This is a genomic window from Sphingomonas plantiphila (assembly GCF_046000505.1).
Taxonomy (GTDB): Bacteria; Pseudomonadota; Alphaproteobacteria; order Sphingomonadales; family Sphingomonadaceae; genus Sphingomonas; species Sphingomonas plantiphila.
The window spans coordinates 21124-38813 of the sequence record NZ_JBELQC010000002.1 but is presented as its reverse complement, the minus strand read 5'-3'; the positions used below and the strand labels follow the sequence as shown (position 1 = coordinate 38813).

The 17690-nt window shown below is 65.3% G+C and carries 19 protein-coding genes; 15 read left to right on the top strand and 4 right to left on the bottom strand.

What is annotated here, in order from left to right:
* Nucleotides 1-11 precede the first annotated feature (11 nt).
* The 5 genes from ABS767_RS12420 (at nucleotide 12) to ABS767_RS12400 (ending at nucleotide 5346) form a co-directional block, all read left to right on the top strand.
* Nucleotides 12-1772 carry an acetolactate synthase 3 large subunit gene (locus ABS767_RS12420; RefSeq protein WP_408078788.1) on the top strand — a complete coding sequence of 587 codons (1761 nt, stop codon included), beginning with the start codon at nucleotides 12-14 and terminating at the stop codon, nucleotides 1770-1772.
* 4 nt (nucleotides 1773-1776) lie between these two features.
* Nucleotides 1777-2292: an acetolactate synthase small subunit gene (ilvN, locus tag ABS767_RS12415; RefSeq protein WP_408078786.1), complete on the top strand. Its 516-nt coding sequence runs from the start codon at nucleotides 1777-1779 to the stop codon at nucleotides 2290-2292.
* 99 nt (nucleotides 2293-2391) lie between these two features.
* Complete coding sequence (gene ilvC, locus ABS767_RS12410) at nucleotides 2392-3411, top strand: ketol-acid reductoisomerase (protein WP_145844650.1); 1020 nt, start codon at nucleotides 2392-2394, stop codon at nucleotides 3409-3411.
* A 53-nt stretch (nucleotides 3412-3464) separates the two neighbouring features.
* Nucleotides 3465-4922 (top strand): ABC transporter substrate-binding protein, encoded by a 1458-nt coding sequence (locus ABS767_RS12405; RefSeq protein WP_408078784.1) that lies wholly within the window; start codon nucleotides 3465-3467, stop codon nucleotides 4920-4922.
* A gap of 31 nt (nucleotides 4923-4953) precedes the next feature.
* Nucleotides 4954-5346: a DUF4112 domain-containing protein gene (locus ABS767_RS12400; protein ID WP_408079729.1), complete on the top strand. Its 393-nt coding sequence runs from the start codon at nucleotides 4954-4956 to the stop codon at nucleotides 5344-5346.
* A gap of 3 nt (nucleotides 5347-5349) precedes the next feature.
* On the opposite strand, the gene ABS767_RS12395 is transcribed toward ABS767_RS12400, so the two are convergent.
* Nucleotides 5350-5820 carry a hypothetical protein gene (locus ABS767_RS12395; RefSeq protein ID WP_408078782.1) on the bottom strand — a complete coding sequence of 157 codons (471 nt, stop codon included), beginning with the start codon at nucleotides 5818-5820 and terminating at the stop codon, nucleotides 5350-5352.
* 33 nt (nucleotides 5821-5853) lie between these two features.
* Nucleotides 5854-6699 carry a carboxylating nicotinate-nucleotide diphosphorylase gene (gene nadC, locus ABS767_RS12390; RefSeq protein WP_408078780.1) on the bottom strand — a complete coding sequence of 282 codons (846 nt, stop codon included), beginning with the start codon at nucleotides 6697-6699 and terminating at the stop codon, nucleotides 5854-5856.
* A gap of 141 nt (nucleotides 6700-6840) precedes the next feature.
* Between nadC and ABS767_RS12385 the strand changes: the two genes are divergently transcribed.
* The 10 genes from ABS767_RS12385 to nadA all read left to right on the top strand — a co-directional run bounded on the left by ABS767_RS12385 (nucleotide 6841) and on the right by nadA (nucleotide 14935).
* Entirely contained in the window at nucleotides 6841-7164 is a 324-nt protein-coding gene (locus ABS767_RS12385; protein WP_408078778.1) for a DUF1476 domain-containing protein, read from the top strand.
* Between the two features lie 2 nt (nucleotides 7165-7166).
* A complete protein-coding gene (locus ABS767_RS12380) occupies nucleotides 7167-7409 on the top strand; it encodes a BolA family protein (protein ID WP_408078776.1) in 243 nt (80 codons plus the stop codon).
* A gap of 1 nt (nucleotide 7410) precedes the next feature.
* Nucleotides 7411-7740 carry a Grx4 family monothiol glutaredoxin gene (gene grxD, locus ABS767_RS12375; RefSeq protein WP_408078774.1) on the top strand — a complete coding sequence of 110 codons (330 nt, stop codon included), beginning with the start codon at nucleotides 7411-7413 and terminating at the stop codon, nucleotides 7738-7740.
* 28 nt (nucleotides 7741-7768) lie between these two features.
* Complete coding sequence (locus tag ABS767_RS12370) at nucleotides 7769-9124, top strand: glycosyltransferase (protein WP_408078772.1); 1356 nt, start codon at nucleotides 7769-7771, stop codon at nucleotides 9122-9124.
* A 226-nt stretch (nucleotides 9125-9350) separates the two neighbouring features.
* Nucleotides 9351-9719 (top strand): BlaI/MecI/CopY family transcriptional regulator, encoded by a 369-nt coding sequence (locus ABS767_RS12365; protein WP_408078770.1) that lies wholly within the window; start codon nucleotides 9351-9353, stop codon nucleotides 9717-9719.
* Entirely contained in the window at nucleotides 9716-11338 is a 1623-nt protein-coding gene (locus ABS767_RS12360; RefSeq protein ID WP_408078768.1) for a M56 family metallopeptidase, read from the top strand. Before ABS767_RS12365 ends, ABS767_RS12360 begins: the two co-directional genes overlap by 4 nt.
* Before the next feature lie 147 nt (nucleotides 11339-11485).
* Nucleotides 11486-12343 carry an MBL fold metallo-hydrolase gene (locus tag ABS767_RS12355; RefSeq protein WP_408078766.1) on the top strand — a complete coding sequence of 286 codons (858 nt, stop codon included), beginning with the start codon at nucleotides 11486-11488 and terminating at the stop codon, nucleotides 12341-12343.
* Complete coding sequence (locus tag ABS767_RS12350; protein ID WP_408078764.1) at nucleotides 12340-13059, top strand: DUF4230 domain-containing protein; 720 nt, start codon at nucleotides 12340-12342, stop codon at nucleotides 13057-13059. The genes ABS767_RS12355 and ABS767_RS12350 overlap by 4 nt, the downstream gene beginning before the upstream one ends.
* 57 nt (nucleotides 13060-13116) lie before the next feature.
* Nucleotides 13117-13887, top strand: coding sequence for a hypothetical protein (locus ABS767_RS12345; RefSeq protein ID WP_408078762.1), 771 nt, complete (start codon nucleotides 13117-13119; stop codon nucleotides 13885-13887).
* A 49-nt stretch (nucleotides 13888-13936) separates the two neighbouring features.
* The gene (nadA, locus tag ABS767_RS12340) at nucleotides 13937-14935 is read left to right on the top strand and encodes a quinolinate synthase NadA (RefSeq protein WP_408078761.1); all 999 of its coding nucleotides are present in this window, start codon (nucleotides 13937-13939) and stop codon (nucleotides 14933-14935) included.
* A gap of 3 nt (nucleotides 14936-14938) precedes the next feature.
* Here nadA and ABS767_RS12335 read toward each other — a convergent pair whose 3' ends face one another.
* Nucleotides 14939-15925 (bottom strand): phytanoyl-CoA dioxygenase family protein, encoded by a 987-nt coding sequence (locus ABS767_RS12335; RefSeq protein ID WP_408078759.1) that lies wholly within the window; start codon nucleotides 15923-15925, stop codon nucleotides 14939-14941.
* 46 nt (nucleotides 15926-15971) lie between these two features.
* Nucleotides 15972-17651: an energy-dependent translational throttle protein EttA gene (gene ettA / locus ABS767_RS12330; RefSeq protein ID WP_408078757.1), complete on the bottom strand. Its 1680-nt coding sequence runs from the start codon at nucleotides 17649-17651 to the stop codon at nucleotides 15972-15974.
* Between the last annotated feature and the right edge of the window lie 39 nt (nucleotides 17652-17690).

Sequence of the window (17690 nt, the reverse complement as noted above, 5' to 3'; positions counted from 1 at the left end):
GGAGACATATCGTGGCCGAGAAGAGCGGAGCAGACATCCTGATCGAGGCGTTCAACGACCTCGGCGTGGAAGTCATCTTCGGCTATCCGGGCGGCGCGGTGCTCCCGATCTACGATGCGATCTTCAAGCAGAAGCGGATCAAGCATATCCTCGTCCGCCACGAGCAGGCGGCAACCCACGCGGCGGAGGGCTATGCCCGCTCGACCGGAAAGCCCGGCGTCGTGCTGGTCACCTCGGGGCCCGGCGCGACCAATGCGGTCACCGGCATCACCGATGCGCTGATGGATTCGATCCCGATGGTCGTCATCACCGGGCAGGTTCCCTCGCACCTGATCGGCAGCGACGCCTTTCAGGAGGCCGATACCGTCGGCATCACGCGCCACTGCACCAAGCATAATTATCTGGTGAAGGATCCTGCGCAGCTCGGCGCGGTCGTCCATGAGGCGTTCCATATCGCGACCTCGGGCCGTCCCGGCCCGGTCGTGATCGACATCCCCAAGGACGTCCAGATCGCGACCGCGCGCTACGCCAAGCCCGGCCCGATCCAGCACAAGACCTATCGACCGCAGGTCAAGGCCGACAAGGCGTTGATCGAGGCAGCGGTGGAGATGCTCGCGGCAGCGGAGCGGCCGGTCTTCTACACCGGCGGCGGCGTCATCAATTCGGGTCCCGGTGCCTCGCATCTGCTGCGCGAACTGGCGAAGATCACCGGCGCGCCGGTCACCTCGACGCTGATGGGCTTGGGCGCCTTTCCGGCTTCGTCCGACCAGTGGCTCGGCATGCTCGGCATGCACGGCACGTACGAAGCCAATTTTGCGATGAACCAGGCCGACCTGATCGTCGCGGTCGGCGCGCGCTTCGACGATCGCGTGACCGGGCGGCTCGACGCCTTTGCGCCGCACGCGAAGAAGATCCATATCGATATCGACCGCTCGTCGATGAACAAGACCGTACGCGTCGACCTGCCCATCGTCGCCGATGTCGGCCATGCGATGGAGGACATGCTGCGCATCTGGAAGGCGCGCCAGCATCCCAAGCCCGATCTGTCCGAATGGTGGCGGCGGATCGAGGGATGGCGCGCGGTCAAGTGCCTCGACTTTCCCGAGGAAGGCCCCGGGATCGACAAGGACACGATCATGCCACAGCGCGCGATCCGCGCGCTGTGGGAGGCGACCCACGACCGTGCTCCGATCATCACGACCGAAGTCGGTCAGCACCAGATGTGGGCCGCGCAGCATTTCGACTTCGACAGCCCAAACAAGTGGCTGACCAGCGGCGGTCTCGGCACGATGGGCTACGGCCTGCCCGCCGCGATCGGCGCGCAGCTCGGCAACCCGCAGGCGCTGGTGATCGACATCGCCGGCGAAGCGTCGATCCAGATGAACATCCAGGAGCTGGCGACGGCGACCCAGTATCGCCTGCCGGTCAAGATCTTCATCCTCAACAACGAATATATGGGGATGGTCCGCCAGTGGCAGGAGCTGACCTATTCCAGCCGGTATTCAGAGAGTTACAGCGACTCGTTGCCGGATTTTGTGAAGCTTGCCGAAGCCTATGGCTGGAAGGGCATCCTGATCGAGCGGCGCGACCAGCTCGACGACGGGATTGCCGACATGCTCGCCTATGATGGGCCGGTGATCGTCGACTGCCGCGTGGCCAAACTCGCCAACTGCTTCCCGATGATCCCGTCGGGCGCCGCCCACACCGAAATGCTCCTCCAGGCCGCCGAGGTTTCCGGCGAGATGGACGACGAAGCCAAGGCGCTGGTCTAAGCTCATGCACATCAAGGAAGAAAAGGCCGAGCGGCATACGCTCGCGGTCATCGTCGATAACGAGCCGGGCATTCTCGCGCGGATCGCCGGTCTGTTCACGGCGCGCGGCTATAATATCGAGAGCCTGACGGTGAGCGAGATTACCGACGACAAGTCGGTGAGCCGCATCACCATCGTGACCAGTGCCAGCGCGCATGTGCTGGAGCAGATCGTGGCGCAGCTCGACCGTCTGGTGCCGGTACACAAGGTCCGCGATCTCACCGCCGAGGGCGATCATGTCGAGCGCGAACTCGCACTGGTAAAGGTCGCCGGCACCGGCGATCACCGGATCGAGGCGTTGCGCCTGTCCGAGGTCTATCGCGCTCGCGTGGTCGACGCGACCATCTCCAGCTTCGTGTTCGAAGTGACGGGGACGACCGAGAAGATCGACAAGTTCATCGAGCTGATGAGCGAAGTCGGCCTGATCGAGGTCGCCCGCACCGGCATCGTCGCGATTTCGCGGGGCAAAGAGGCGGCCTGACCGCTCCACAGAATGAATATCGCCCTTGCAGGCAAGGAACGACTGAGGCGCGGCGGACTGAAGCCGTTCGCGCGGGAATGACGAAAGGGAATTTTCGAGATGCGTGTCTATTACGATCGTGACGCCGACCTGAACCTGATCACCGGCAAGAAGATCGCCATCGTCGGCTATGGCAGCCAGGGCCATGCCCATGCCCAGAACCTGCGCGACAGCGGCGTTGGCGAAGTCGCGATCGCGCTGCGCGCCGGTTCGGCGACCGCGAAGAAGGCCGAGGGCGCGGGCTTCAAGGTCATGTCGACCACCGAAGCCGCGAAATGGGCCGACATCCTGATGATCCTCGCTCCCGACGAGCATCAAGCTGCGATCTGGGAGAACGACATCAAGGGGCATATGAAGCCGGGCGCCGCCCTCGCCTTCGCGCACGGCCTCAACGTCCATTTCGGCCTGATCGAGCCGCCGGCGGACATCGACGTGATCATGATCGCGCCCAAGGGTCCCGGCCACACCGTGCGCAGCGAATATGTCCGCGGCGGCGGCGTACCCTGCCTGATCGCGATTCACCAAGATGCAACCGGAAACGCGCATGACGTCGCCCTCGCCTACGCCTCCGGTGTCGGTGGCGGCCGCAGCGGCATCATCGAAACCAACTTCAAGGAAGAGTGCGAGACCGACCTGTTCGGCGAGCAGGCCGTCCTGTGCGGCGGTATCACCCACCTGATCCAGGCCGGGTTCGAGACGCTGGTCGAGGCCGGCTACGCCCCCGAAATGGCCTATTTCGAGTGCCTGCACGAGACCAAGCTGATCGTCGACCTGCTCTATGAAGGCGGCATCGCCAACATGCGCTATTCGATCTCCAACACCGCCGAGTACGGCGACATCAAGACCGGCCCGCGCATCATCACCGACGAGACCAAGGCCGAGATGAAGCGCGTCCTCGCCGACATCCAGTCGGGCCGCTTCGTCAAGGATTTCGTCCTCGACAACCGCGCCGGTCAGCCCGAGCTCAAGGCCAGCCGCAAGGCCGCCGCCGCGCATCCGATCGAGCAGGTCGGCAGCGAGCTGCGCGCGATGATGCCGTGGATCGGCGCGAACAAGCTGGTCGACAAGGAAAAGAACTGAGTCCGGACCGGGGCGGGGTTGGCTTCCCCGCCCCGCCTCCATAAAGCTGGGGCATGCGCTTCCCCGCCCTGCCCCTGGTCGTCGCCTCAGCGCTGATCGTGGGCGGCTGCGACAGGCGGCGACCCGATGACGTCCCGGTCGTCGTGAGCGCGATCGGTGAGCCGGCGACGCTCCGCGACCCCGTCCGTGGCGAACTCGATTTCCCCCAACGCGTCCTGCTGGGCGCCACGGCGCAGGGGCTGGTACGGTTCGACGCGACTGGCGGGATCGAGCCAGGCGTCGCCGAGCGATGGATCGTCACCGACGAGGGCCGCAGCTACATCTTCCGCCTGCGAGAAGCGCAGTGGCCGGATGGGTCCGACGTCACCGCCGACGACGTGGTTGCGAGCCTGCGTGCCGCCATCGCCCCCCGGGCCCGCTCCGCGCTTGCCCCCTTCGTCGCGGTGATCGACGAGGTCGTGGAAATGACGCCCCAAGTCGTCGAGGTGCGGCTGAAATATCCCCGCCCCGACCTGCTCAAGCTGTTCGCCCAGCCCGAGTTCGCGATCCTGCGGCGACCGAAGCTTGCGGGAAGCGGTCCGTTCCGGGTGGATGGCGACAGCGGCGCCATCCTCCTGCGCCCCGCTCTCGACCCCGATCGCATTGTCGAGGAGCCCGAGATCGCCGATCCGGCCGACAATGTCCGCCTGCGCGGAGAGCGCGCCGCACTCGCCCTCGCACGGTTTGCGCAGCGCGAGTCCGATCTGGTCCTGGGTGGCACGTTCCACGACTGGCCCTTGCTCGATCATGCGGGAATCGCACCTGCCAATCTGCGCATCGATCCGGCGGCCGGGCTGTTCGGATTGGCAATCGTCTCACGCGAAGGCTTCACTGCGGTGCCCGAAAATCGTGCGGCGATGGCGATGGCGATCGATCGCGCCGCGCTCACCGCACTGTTTCGCCAGGGCTGGTCGCCGCTCGAAACGCTGATGCCGGACCAACTCGATTCAGCCGCTGCCCCAGCCGCGCCGGACTGGGTGGCGCAGCCGCTGGAGGGACGCAGGATCGTCGCGCGCAACCGGGTCGCGGCCTGGCACGCCAACAACCCCGATGCGCCGCTCACGATCCGCGTCGCCATGCCGCGCAGCCCCGGCACGGTCCTGCTGTGGAGCCGCCTCGCGCGCGATCTGATGGATATCGGATTGCAGCCCATATGGGTCGAGGAACGCGCCGACGCCGACCTGCGCCTGATCGACGCGGTCGCGCCCTACGACAGCGCGCGCTGGTTCATGGTGACGGCATGCCGAAACTGTCCCGAGGATCTGACCGAATTGCTCGAGGCGGCGCGCGACGCCCCGACGCTCGGCGAACGGGCGCAGGCAATCGCGCAAGCCGACCTCGCTTTCGCCAGCGCACATCTCTATATTCCGATCGCGCAGCCTTTGCGTTGGTCCGTCGCCGCGATGCGGCTGCGTGCCTGGCAGGGGAATGTGAGGGCATGGCATCCGCTCACCCATTTGCGGGACCAGTAACAGGAGACACGCGTTGGCCAAGGCGACCCGCATGCAACGCACCCCGTTCCCCGTCGGCCGCGATCCCCATTCGGTGCGCCAGCGCGTTACCGCTCTGGAAAAGCTGCTCGAGCGCAGTTTCACTATTCCAGGTACCAAACAAACGGTAGGGCTCGACGCCCTGGTCGGCCTCGTACCTGTGGGCGGCGACGTCATCGCTGCCGCCATGGGGCTCTATATGGTGTGGGAAGCGCGCAACATCGGTATGTCGCGCAGTACCATGCTACGCATGGCGGGCAATGTCGGGTTCGACTGGCTGATCGGCCTGATCCCCGGTGTCGGTGACGTTGCCGATTTCTTTTATCGGTCGAATTCCAAGAACCTGCGCATCATCCGCCGACATCTCGACCGCCATCATCCGGCGACCGCGACGGTCGATAATTGAGCGTCAGGGCAGCGGGGGCGCGTCGCTGTCCGCGATTGTGTGCTCCGCGGTATCGCCGCCGTTGAACCACGTGCGCGCATCGGGCTGGAACAGCATCCACACGGCATAGGCATTAAGCGCGAACATCAGCAGCGTCAGCCCGGTCGCCAGCAGGCCTGCGCGCTCATACGCCATCAATGCGAACGGCAACCCCACGACCGACAGCGCGAAAAATGCGACGATGATCCATTTGGTCACCTCGCTCGCCTTCCGCGCAGTAAAATACCAGAGCAACAGCCACAGGGCGAGCATGAAAAGGCTAAACCCGATCATCACCGTTTGCGCCAAACCCAGCATTTGCGGATTGCCGGCAAAGGCGGGATTCGTTTCGATCATCTGCGTCCGCGAACCCCAGCCGGTCGCGAGTCCGATCGCCCAGACGATGATTGAGCCGAGATAAGCCTGCTCGAATCGAACAATCGACTTCGGACGCATGATTCCACTCCTCTTGGTTGCGACAGCTAAGGCTCAAGCCGCGGCGAAGTCCAGTCCGATATCGGCAGCGGGTGCCGATTGCGTGAGCCGCCCGACGCTCACGAAGGTTACGCCGGTTTCCGCAATGGCCCGGATCGTGTCCAGCCGGACACCACCCGACGCCTCGGTCGGCACGCGCCCGGCCACCAGCCCCACCGCCTCGCGCAGCCCCGTGGGCCCCATATTGTCGAGCAACAAATGGGTCGCGCCGGCGTCCAGCGCGGGCTGGATCTGGTCGAGCCGGTCGACCTCCACGATGATCTCGCCGATTCCCGCCCGCACCGCGCGCCCGACCGCTTCGGCCACCGATCCGGCCACGGCGATGTGATTGTCCTTGATCATTGCCGCGTCCCACAACCCCATCCGGTGATTGCGCGCGCCGCCCATGCGGGTCGCATATTTCTCGAGCCGTCGAAGGCCGGGAATGGTCTTGCGCGTGTCGAGCAGCGTCGCCCCGGTGCCGTCGATCGAATCGACATAGGCACGCGTCATGGTCGCGATCCCGGAAAGATGCTGAACGGTATTGAGCGCCGCGCGTTCAGCGGTGAGCAGCGCACGCGCATTGCCGCGCAATCGCATCAGATCGCTCCCCGCTTCCGCCCGTGCGCCCTCGTCCGCGAGCAGCTCAATCTCCACATCGGGGTCGAGCGCGCGAAAGAAGGCGGCGGCAATCGGCAGGCCGGCGACCACGATGCTGTCGCGGCTGTCCATCACGCCGGTAAAGGCTGCAGCGGGGGGAATGACCGCCTGGGCGGTCACGTCCCCGGTGCCGACATCCTCGGCAAGCGTCGCGGCGACGAACCGGTCGATGTCGAACCCGTCGAGCTGGAATGGCGTCATGGAAGCTCCGCGTTGGAAGGACGCTCGGGGCCTAGCGTTCCCGCGCGCGGCGGGCAACGCCCCACCCTTTCGCCCCGACCCGTTGTCAGAGGCACGACCGCCCCCTATCTCCCCAACGAAACAACCAAGGGGTGTTGCAGGATGACGACCTTCGACGATCGCGAGCGCGCGTTCGAATCCAAATTCGCACGGGACGAGGAAATGGCGTTCCGCGTGACGGCGCGCCGCAATCGGCTGCTCGGCCAGTGGGCGGCGGCGAAGATGAACCTCACCCCCGAGGAGACCGATGCCTATGCCAAGGCGGTGGTCCAGGCCGATTTCGAGGAATCGGGCGATGAGGACGTGATCCGCAAGCTGCTGGGTGATCTGACCGCCGCCGGCATCGAGACCGACGACGCAGCGGTGCGCAAAGCGGTAGAGGACATGACCGTCGAGGCGCGCCGCCAGCTGATCGAGGCACAATAGAAATGCCGATGGCGGCGGAAGAGATCGAGACGCTGATCCGCAGTGGCATTCCCGATGCGCAGGTCGAGATCACCGACCTCGCCGGTGATGGCGATCATTATGCCGCGCGTGTCGTCAGCGAAACATTCCGGGGGCTGCCCCGTATCAAGCAGCATCAGGCAGTCTACGCCGCGCTCGGCGGGCGGATGGGGGGAGTGCTCCACGCACTCCAGCTCACCACCGCCGTTCCGGCAGGGAGCGATTGAAATGACCGAAGAGACACAGGCCCGCATCCGCAAACTGGTCGATGACAACAACGTCGTCCTGTTCATGAAGGGGACGCCGCTGTTTCCGCAGTGTGGTTTTTCCAACCGGGCGGTGTCGATCCTGAGCCACCTGGGCGTCGACTTCGAAAGCGTGGACGTGCTGCAGGATCAGGAGGTGCGCCAGGGCATCAAGACATTCTCCGACTGGCCGACGATCCCACAGCTCTACGTCAAGGGAGAGTTTGTCGGTGGGTCGGACATCATGATGGAGATGTACGAGAGCGGCGAGCTTGCGCAACTTCTCGAAGAACGGGGCGTTTCGACTTCGTAACCAGAGGTTGAAAACCGAGTAAAAGCGTATGTTCGTACCCTGTTTCACCGCCGCGCCAGGCGCGGCGGTGCGGGACGATTCGTCCCTGCTCATCTGCGATCTGACGCAGAGCTACTCTCCCGCAGGCGGCGGCGGGATCAGCACCTATCTTCGCGAAAAGCGGGATTACGTGCTCAACTACACGCCGCATCAGCTGCTCCAGATCGTCCCCGGCCCCGAAGACCGCGTAACGATCAACGGCCGCCACATCTTTGCCGAGGTGGGAGCGAAGCCGGTACGCGGGAGTCCCAATTACCGGTTCATCCTGCGCACCGATGCCGTGCGCGCGCTACTCGCCCATTATCGCCCCGATATTGTCGAATCGCTCTGCCCATGGGTTCTGCCATGGACCGCAATCCGGCATCGCCGCGACTATCCGCAAACCGCCCTCGTCGCGGGCTATCGCACCGATTTTCCGAACGCGCATGTTCATCGCGTGGTCGAGGCGAAGGCGGGACGCCTGGTGGCCGGCTTCATGCGGATGCTCGCCTATGGCTATGCCGAGATCACCTATCGCGAATTCGACCGTGTCTATACGCTGAGCGAGGATGCGCAGGCGACGCTCGCCCGCAAGACGATCACGCGCACCGATGTGATGCCGCTCGGGGTCGATACGCACCTGTTTTCCCCTGCCCGTCGCGATCCGCAGTATCGCACCTCGCTCGGCTTTACCGGCAACGGGCCGCTGCTGGTCTATGCCGGACGGATCGACAATGAAAAGCGCGCCGACCGACTGGTCGAGATGTTTCGCCTGCTCCCGGCCGATCTGGGCGCGAAGATGGTGATGATCGGCGACGGCAAGCTGCGCGACCGGCTGGCCCAGGATGCAGCGGACTTGCCGATAGCGTTTCCCGGGTTCGAGCGGGACCGCGCCGGACTGGCGCGCGCACTCGCCTCTTCCGACATCTATGTTTCGGCAATGGCCGACGAAACCTTCGGCATCTCGGTGCTGGAGGCACAGGCGAGCGGGCTTCCGGTCGTGGGTGTCGCAAGCGGCGCGATGCCCGATCGCGTGCCCCCCGGTCTCGGGCTGCTCGGCCCTGTCGACGATCCCGGTGCGATGGCGGCCAATGTCACGCGCCTGTGGCGCGACGGTGCCGAACTGGTCGGGGCGCGTGCGCGCGCTATGGCGGTCGAGCGCTATGGCTGGGACCGGACGTTCGAGCGGTTGTTCGGCACGATCTATCCCCAGGCACTCGCCCGCGCGCACGAGCGTCTCGAAGAGGAGGGCGCCCGCATCTTCAGGCGCCGGCGCCGTGCCGACGGCGGCGTGATCGACTATGCGCGTCCCCGGAACGGGACGGGGCGGACGACCGAACCGCCTGGTTCAATCGCCCGCCCCTGAAGCGTCACACATGGGTGAACACATATATCTGCGGAGTTGCATGCGGCGTGCCAGTTCCCACTCAGCGCTGAATTCGGGCATCACGATGGTTAGCGCGGATTAACCCCGGCAGCCGTTGTCAAATTTGCCGACACACCGCGTCACACCCGAAACGTTCATCTACGATTAAGCCGCTTGACTACAGATGTGATCGAGACGATTACACCCGTAGTCGAGAGGGAATGCGATGACCGAACGAATCAGCGATGCAGAACATGCCGTCATGGAAGTTCTGTGGGACGATGCGCCCCTGACCGCCCAAGATGTGGCCGAGCGCGTCGCGCCGTCGCGCGGCTGGAGCGCGAACACCGTCAAGACCCTGCTCGGGCGACTGCTCGCGAAGAACGTCATCGCGGCCGACGAAGATGGCCGCCGATATCAATATCGTCCGCTGGTTGCGCGCGGCGACTATGTCGAGGGTGAATCGCGCCGCCTGATCGACCGGCTGTTCGGGGGCAAGCTGACCCCGCTCGTCGCGCATCTTGCCGAGCGTGACGTTCTGACCGACCAGGACATCGCGGAGATCGAGGCGCTGCTGAAGGAGATCAAGCAATGATCGCCTGGATGGTCGAAACCTGCGTAGCAACCACGCTGCTGATGCTGCTGGTTCTCGCGCTGCGCAAGCCGGTGCGCGATCAATTCGGTCCCAACATCGCCTATGCGCTGTGGCTGCTGCCCGTGCTGCGGATGCTGATCCCGCCGCTTCCGGGCGCGTGGAGCCTGACCGAACTGTTCGGCGGGCTGACCTACGCCGCCGAGGCACCAGCCGCCACCGCTGACAGCACTCAGATGATCATCGATCAGGCGCTGCTGCAGGCGCAGGTCGATATGGCCGCCGGCACGAGCGCGACGGCCGCGCAGGCGAGCGTGGTGACGGTGAGCGGGCCGAGCCTGTTGCTCATCATCGGCACGGTCTGGACCGCCGGCGCGCTCGCATTCTTGCTGTGGCATGTCATCTCGCATACCCGCTTCTGCGCGGCATTGCTGCGCAAGGCCGAGGTGCGCCGCACCGTCGCGGAGGGGCGCGTCCATGTGATCGAGACCGATGCCGCGACCGGCCCGCTCGCCTTCGGCATCTTTCGCAAATATGTCGCGTTCCCGCGCGACTTCAACGATCGCTACGACCCGCTCGAACGCAACCTCGCGCTCGCGCACGAACTCGGGCACCATCTGCGTGGTGACCTGATCGCCAACTGGATCGCGCTGGTCGTGCTCGCGCTCCATTGGTTCAACCCGGTCGCGTGGCGGGCGTTCCGCGCCTTTCGCGCCGACCAGGAAATGGCCTGTGACGCCCTGGTGCTCTCGGGCCGCGCCCCGGCGCTCCGCCATGCCTATGGCCGCGCCATCGTCAAGTCCGCGCATGGGGGTGCGGTCTCGGCGGCATGCCACCTTCACACCATCAACGAACTCAAGGGGAGGCTGAAAATGCTTTCGAAGCACAATCCCAAGTCGCGCGGCCGCGTGGCCGCCGGCGTCACCGGCGCACTCGCGCTGTCGCTGGGCGCGCTTGCGCTTACCGCATCGGGTGCGGGTGCCGCCGACATCGATGCGCCGCGTGCGCCGAGCGCGCCCGCAGCGCCGAGGGCACCTGCCCCGCTCGCCGCGGTGCCGCCCGCCATTCCCACAATGGCCCAGGAGGCCGACGGGCCGGAAGAGCCGGACGTTCCTGAAGCACCCGAAGCGCCCGAACCTACGGCCGGAAAACGTGTCGAACGCGTCGTCGTGATCGAGAAGAAGGACGGCAAGGAGATCAAGCGGGAGACGCGCGTGGTGCGTGTCGGCGAACCGGACTCGCGCTACGCGTGGACCGCCACCCGCGAGATGGACGTCGATGTCGACATTTCCTCCGCCACATGCGGCGGATCGAAGGACGACGATGTCAAGATCGAGACCCGGAAAGGCAACAAGCGCAAGATCGTGCTGTGCACCGATCGCATCGAGATGCGCGCTTCCGCCGCCGCAGAGAGCGCCCGAGGCGCTGAGGCGATCGCCCGTGGCGCCGAGGCTGTCGCGATCGCCAGCGCCGATATGGGCAAGCGGCACGCGATGATGAGCCTCAAGATGGCACGCCGTTCGATCGAGATGCAGAAGGAACTGAGCGCAAGCCAGCGGTTGGCCGCGCTGCGCGGCATCGACGAGGCGATCCGCGAAATCGAATCCGACGCTACGGATTGAACCGCAACCCGACTCCCCGAGCGGCCAGCCCATCGTCGCTCGGAGACTTCGGCACGGCCGGCCGCGTCCCTTCAACGCGGTCGGCCGTTTTGCGGACCGCGCATCTGCAGGCTTGTGTCGCGCGCCGCAAACCGCCATCTGCAACGCATGAGCGAAGCTCCAACCGGCGAAGCGATCCGGGTAGAACCGCTGGTGGCGCGCATTTTGGCGGCGAACCCCTCGCCCTTCACCTATACCGGCACCCAGACCTATCTGGTCGGCACAGCCGATCTGGCGGTGATCGATCCGGGGCCGGATCTGCCAGAACACCTCGCTGCGCTCGAGGCCGGGATCGCCGGGCGTCCGGTTCGCGCGATCCTGTGCACGCACACCCATCGCGACCATAGCCCGGCCAGCCGCCCGCTTCAGGCAGCAACCGGCGCGCCAATCATCGGCTGCGCTCCGCTGACGATCGAAGACTCGGGTCCCCGCGCCGACGCGGCGTTCGATCGCGACTATGCCGCGGACCGCGTGCTGGCGGACGGCGAGACGCTATCGGGAGCGGGCTGGACGCTCGAAGCGGTCGCGACGCCGGGGCACACGTCGAACCATCTGTGCTTCGGACTGCGTGAGAGCGGCGCGCTGTTCACCGGCGACCACGTCATGGGCTGGTCGACCAGCGTCGTTGCCCCACCCGATGGCGATATGGGCGCCTATATGGCCAGCCTCGACAAGCTGCTCGGCCGCGAGGACCGGGTCTTCTATCCCGCGCATGGCCCGGAAGTGACCAATCCGCGCCGTCTGGTGCGCGGGATGATGGGGCACCGCCGGCAGCGCGAGGGCCAGATCCTGCGCCTCCTGGACCAGGATGTCGGTGCGATTCCGGACATGGTCGCGCGCATGTATGTCGGGCTGGACCCGCGCCTCGCGGGTGCGGCGGGGCGCTCGGTGCTGGCGCATCTGATCGATCTGCGGAACCGGGGCCTGGCAAGCGAGGACGCGGATACATGGCGCAGCGTCGCATGAACGACCGTCCCCTCCGCCTCCTGCTTGCGGCCGCAGCGCTCGCGGTGATCGCCGCCGCTGCCTGGCTGTCCTGGGATCGGTTCGCCGAAACGCGCCTGGCGACGCTGCCCGACGACGGCGGCGACCCGGTGACACAGATCGTCACTGCTCGGCTCGACGGAAGCGGGACGCTCAAAGTGGCCGAGCTCACCGGGACGGTCCAGGCAACGGCGTCGGATGTCCGCGCGCTGGGGCTGCTGCGCAGCGACCAGGTCGTGAAGATGCCCTATTCGGTCGGCTATTTCGTCGACGTGTCGCGCCTGGGCCCCGACGACCTGGAATGGAACGGTCAGACCCGCACGCTGATCGTCGATGCGCCCGACGTAACGACGGCACCAGCAAACACGGACGAGGGCCGACGCTCGCTGGTGGAAACCAAAGGACTGTTCGTCACCCGCGAAGCGGCCGAAGCGCTGAGCAAGAGCACATCCGCGCGCGCCACCATCGTCGCGGAGCGCGAGGCGAAAAGCCCCGAGCGCATGGCGCAGGCGCGCGAGCTCGGGCGGACCGCGATCGCGCGCCTGCTCGCCCAGCCGCTTGCCGCCGCGGGGCTGGGCGAGGTGCGCGTGGTCGTCACCTTCCCGCCCGAGCGCGCCCGACGCGACGGCGAACGCTGGGACGTCTCACGCTCTCCGCAACAGGTGATGAAAGACCGCGCGGACCGCGCGAAGCAATAGTTTGGTTCGACTCCGAATGTGCTAAGACGACTCGCTGACACAGCGGGGGCTGATCACATGGTGACACTGGCACAGACGGGCATGCGCTTCGCGCCCGATACGCGCTTTTTCCTGGCGATGGCGATCGTCATGGCATTGCTTAACCTGCTCGCCTTTTCCTTCTTCGCGATCATGGGCCTCTCCACCTTCGGCGCGCCGCTTTACGTCCATGTCCACGCGCTGACCTTTTTCGGCTGGGTCGCAATTTACGTGACCCAAAATGCCCTGATCGCTACCGGATCGACCGCGCTGCACCGGCGGCTGGGCTGGTTTGCCGCCGCGTATACGCTGTGGATGGTGCTCGTCGGCACGCTCACCACCGCCTTTACGGTCCAGCGCGGACTGGCCCCACCGATCTTCACCCCGGCGTTTTTCCTGGTGATGAACCCGCTTGGCGTAGCATGTTTCGCCGCGATGATCTGGGCCGCCGTTGCCGTGCGCGCGAATACCGGCTGGCATCGCCGGCTGATCTATTGCGCAATGGCGGGGATCATGGGCCCCGCATTCGGACGACTTCTCCCGCCGCAACTGACGACGTCGCCCAACGGCGTCGTTGTCCTGGTCGCTGCGATAAGTTCGTTCATCGTCATCGGCATGGTCCGCGATCGGATCAGGCAAGGCCACGTCCATCCCGCGTATCTAGTCGGCCTGGCGGTAGTGGTCCTGCAATGGTTCGCCTTCGACGTGATCGCGAAGAGCCCGATCGGCACGTCCGTCTACCGCTCGGTCGTCGCCGATACCCCGGGCGCGGCAAAGCCAGCGCTCGAAAAGGCGCGCTTCCCCGGTTGATCGTGCGCCTCTGCGGGGCCAAATGGGATCAAAGAGTGAGGATCCCACAATGAACGCGCCTACCGACCTGTCCGGCCTCGACATTCGCGCCGAGATCGACCGCCTACGCAAGGAGCGGAATGCGGTGATCCTGGCGCATTATTACCAGAAGCCGGAAATCCAGGACCTCGCCGATTTCGTGGGCGACAGCCTCGAGCTCAGCCGCAAGGCGGCGGAAACCGATGCCGAAGTGATCGCGTTCTGCGGGGTGCGCTTCATGGCCGAAACCGCCAAGATTCTCTCGCCCGACAAGGTCGTCGTGCTGCCCGATATGAATGCCGGGTGCAGCCTCGAAGACAGCTGCCCGCCCGACCAGTTCGCCGCGTTCCGCGCGCAGCATCCCGATCACATCGCGCTGACCTACATCAACTGCTCGGTCGAGGTGAAGGCGCTCAGCGACATCATCGTCACCAGTTCGTCGGCCGAGAAGATCCTCAGCCAGATCCCGCAGAGCCAGAAGATCATCTTCGGCCCCGACAAGCATCTGGGCGGATATATCAACCGCAAGATGGGCCGCGACATGCTGTTGTGGCCCGGCGTGTGCATCGTGCACGAGGCGTTCAGCGAAACCGAACTGCTCAAGCTCAAGGCTCAGCACCCGAACGCCCCCGTCGCCGCGCATCCGGAATGCCCGCCGCATGTGCTCGACCATGCCGATTATGTCGGTTCGACCAGCGGCATCCTGCAATTCGCCAAGGATTTCGACGGCGACACGATGATCGTCGCGACCGAGCCGCACATCATCCATCAGATGGAAAAGGCGGTCCCCGAAAAGACCTTCATCGGCGCGCCCGGTGCGGACGGCAACTGCAACTGCAACATCTGCCCGTATATGGCGCTCAACACGCTGGAAAAGCTGTACATCGCACTCCGCGACCTCGAACCTCGGATCGAGATCGCCGAGGACATCCGCCTCAAGGCCAAGAAGAGCCTCGACCGGATGCTGGCGATGGCGAGCGGCACGGTCGGTCTTGGCGACCTTGGCCCGCTGCGGGTCACGGGGGACTGACGATCACCGCCAGAGGCGATTAGTCGTCAGCGTGGGCGCGTAGAAATTGACATATTGCGCCAGTCGGGGACGGGTCGACCGGTTTGGGCTGGCGCCGTGCGGCAGATCGTTGCGCCAGATGATGAGGTCCCCTGCCCCGGCGGCGATCGGAACCGCCTGGGGGTCGAGGTGGACCATGCGGGGGTCGGTGTCGCCGATTTCCTCCAGCCAGGCATCTAGCCGGTGGTGGAAGCCGGGGAGCAGCGCAAACGCGCCCTGATCCGTCGCCGTATCGGTGAGATAGAGGATGCCCTGGGTCGCGAACGGGATTGGCGGGGCCAGGCTTACGTCCCAGTGCATCTTCGGGCCCTGGAACGGGCGTTCGGCAGTTTCCGGCGGGTTGAAGCTCAGCCGATCCACGATGCACCACAGGTCGCTGGTGCCCCATAGCTGCGCGAACGCCTTGTGCACGCGCGGTGCGCGGCGGGCGATCTCCAGCGCCGAATTCTGAAAATGCTGGACCATGATGCCGTTGAGCTTCTGCCCATACCAGCTTTCGGGCCGCGCCGGATCGGCATCGAGCAGACGCCACAACAGCGCCGCGACCTCCGCCGCCTCATCGCGGGAGATGGCGTGGCGCAGCGTCACCCAGCCCTCGCGCTCCCACTGCGCCAGATCGTCCGTGTCCAGCACGTTCGGCATCGCGTCGATCGCAGCGAGCCGCGCCTGAACCTCAGTCGGCAACGGCGCCCCGTCCAGCGTCGCATGATAGCGCGCGACCGTCAGCGGATCAGGCCGCCCCGCCGTGGCGATCACCCAATGCTCGAACGCGATCAGTTCGGGCCGCTCCGACCCCAGATATTGGATCAGCTGCTCCAGCCCCAGCCCGAGCGTGTCAATCAGCATCCGTTCGCTCTGATCGTGCCGAACGACGCGCGGGACGCGAAACGTCAGCTCCGCCCAAAGGGCCTCGAAGCCGCGGATTTCACGAAGGGACGCCGATGCCTGCATCGCCGCCACCATTCCGGCAACGACGATGCAGGTCAACAGGTCGGGATCAGCGCGTCAGCTTCTTATACGCCAACCGCGTGGGACGATCCGCCGCATCGCCCAGACGGCGCCGCTTGTCCTCCTCATACGCCTCGAAATTGCCTTCGAACCATTCGACATGGCTGTTGCCCTCGAACGCGAGGATGTGCGTGGCCAGACGGTCGAGGAAGAAGCGATCGTGGCTGATGACCACGGCGCAGCCCGCGAAATTCTCGATCGCCTCCTCCAGCGCGCCCAGCGTTTCGACGTCGAGGTCGTTGGTCGGTTCGTCGAGCAGCAGTACGTTGCCGCCGCGCTTCAGCATCTTCGCGATGTTGACGCGGTTGCGCTCACCACCCGAGAGCTTGCCGACATTCTTCTGCTGGTCCTGCCCCTTGAAGTTGAACGCGCCGACATAGGCGCGGGTCGACTGGTCGTGGCCGTTGACCTTCATGTAATCGAGGCCGTCGGAGATTTCCTCCCAGACATTCTTGGTCGGGTCGAGGTGATCGCGGCTCTGGTCGACATAGCCCAGGCGCACCGTGGTGCCCATTTCGATCTTGCCCTCGTCGGGCTGTTCCTGACCGGTGATGAGTTTGAACAAGGTCGACTTGCCCGCGCCGTTCGGCCCGATCACGCCGACGATGCCGCCGGCCGGCAGGCTGAACGACAGATTGTCGAACAGCAGCTTGTCGCCATAGGATTTCGAGAGGTTCTCGACCTCGATCACCTTTCCGCCCAGACGCTCGGGCACCTGGATGACGATCTGCGCCTTGCCGGGGGTGCGCTGCGACTGCTGTTCGACCAGCTGTTCGAACCGAGTAATGCGCGCCTTCGACTTGGTCTGCCGGCCCTTCACGCCGGCGCGAATCCACTCGAGCTCGTCCTTGATCGCCTTCTGGCGGCCGGTGGCCTCGCGGTCCTCCTGCTCCAGGCGCTTGGCCTTCTTCTCCAGATAGGTCGAGTAATTGCCCTCGTACGGGAAGTACTTTCCGCGATCGAGCTCGAGGATCCAGTCGACCACATTGTCGAGGAAATAGCGGTCGTGGGTGATCATCAGCACCGCGCCGGCATATTCCTTGAGGTGGTTTTCCAGCCACTTCACGCTTTCGGCGTCGAGATGGTTGGTCGGTTCGTCGAGCAGCAGGATCGACGGCTTCTGGATCAGCAGGCGGGTCAGCGCGACGCGGCGCTTTTCACCGCCCGACAGATTCTCGACGCTCCAGTCGCCCGGCGGGCAGCGCAGTGCCTCCATCGCGATCTCGAGCTGGTTGTCGAGGCTCCAGCCGTCGACCGCGTCGATCTTGGCCTGAAGGTCGCCCATCTCCTCCATCAGCGCGTCGAAATCGGTGTCCTCCTGCGGATCGCCCATTTCGGCCGAGATGGCGTTGAAGCGCTCGACCAGATCGGCGGTCTCGCGCGCGCCATCCTTGACGTTCTCGAGCACCGACTTGGACGGATCGAGCTGCGGCTCCTGCTCGAGATAGCCGACGGTGATGTTCTCACCCGGCCAGGCCTCGCCGCTGTAATCCTTGTCGATCCCGGCCATGATCTTGATCAACGTCGACTTGCCGGCGCCGTTCGGGCCGACGATGCCGATCTTCGCCCCTTGATAGAATTGCAGGTTGATGTTGCTCAGCACCGGCTTGGGCGCGCCGGGGAAGGTCTTGGTCATGTCCTTCATGACGAAAGCATATTGGGCGGCCAACTGGGGTCTCCGATCGATCGAATTTATGGGTCTGGATTT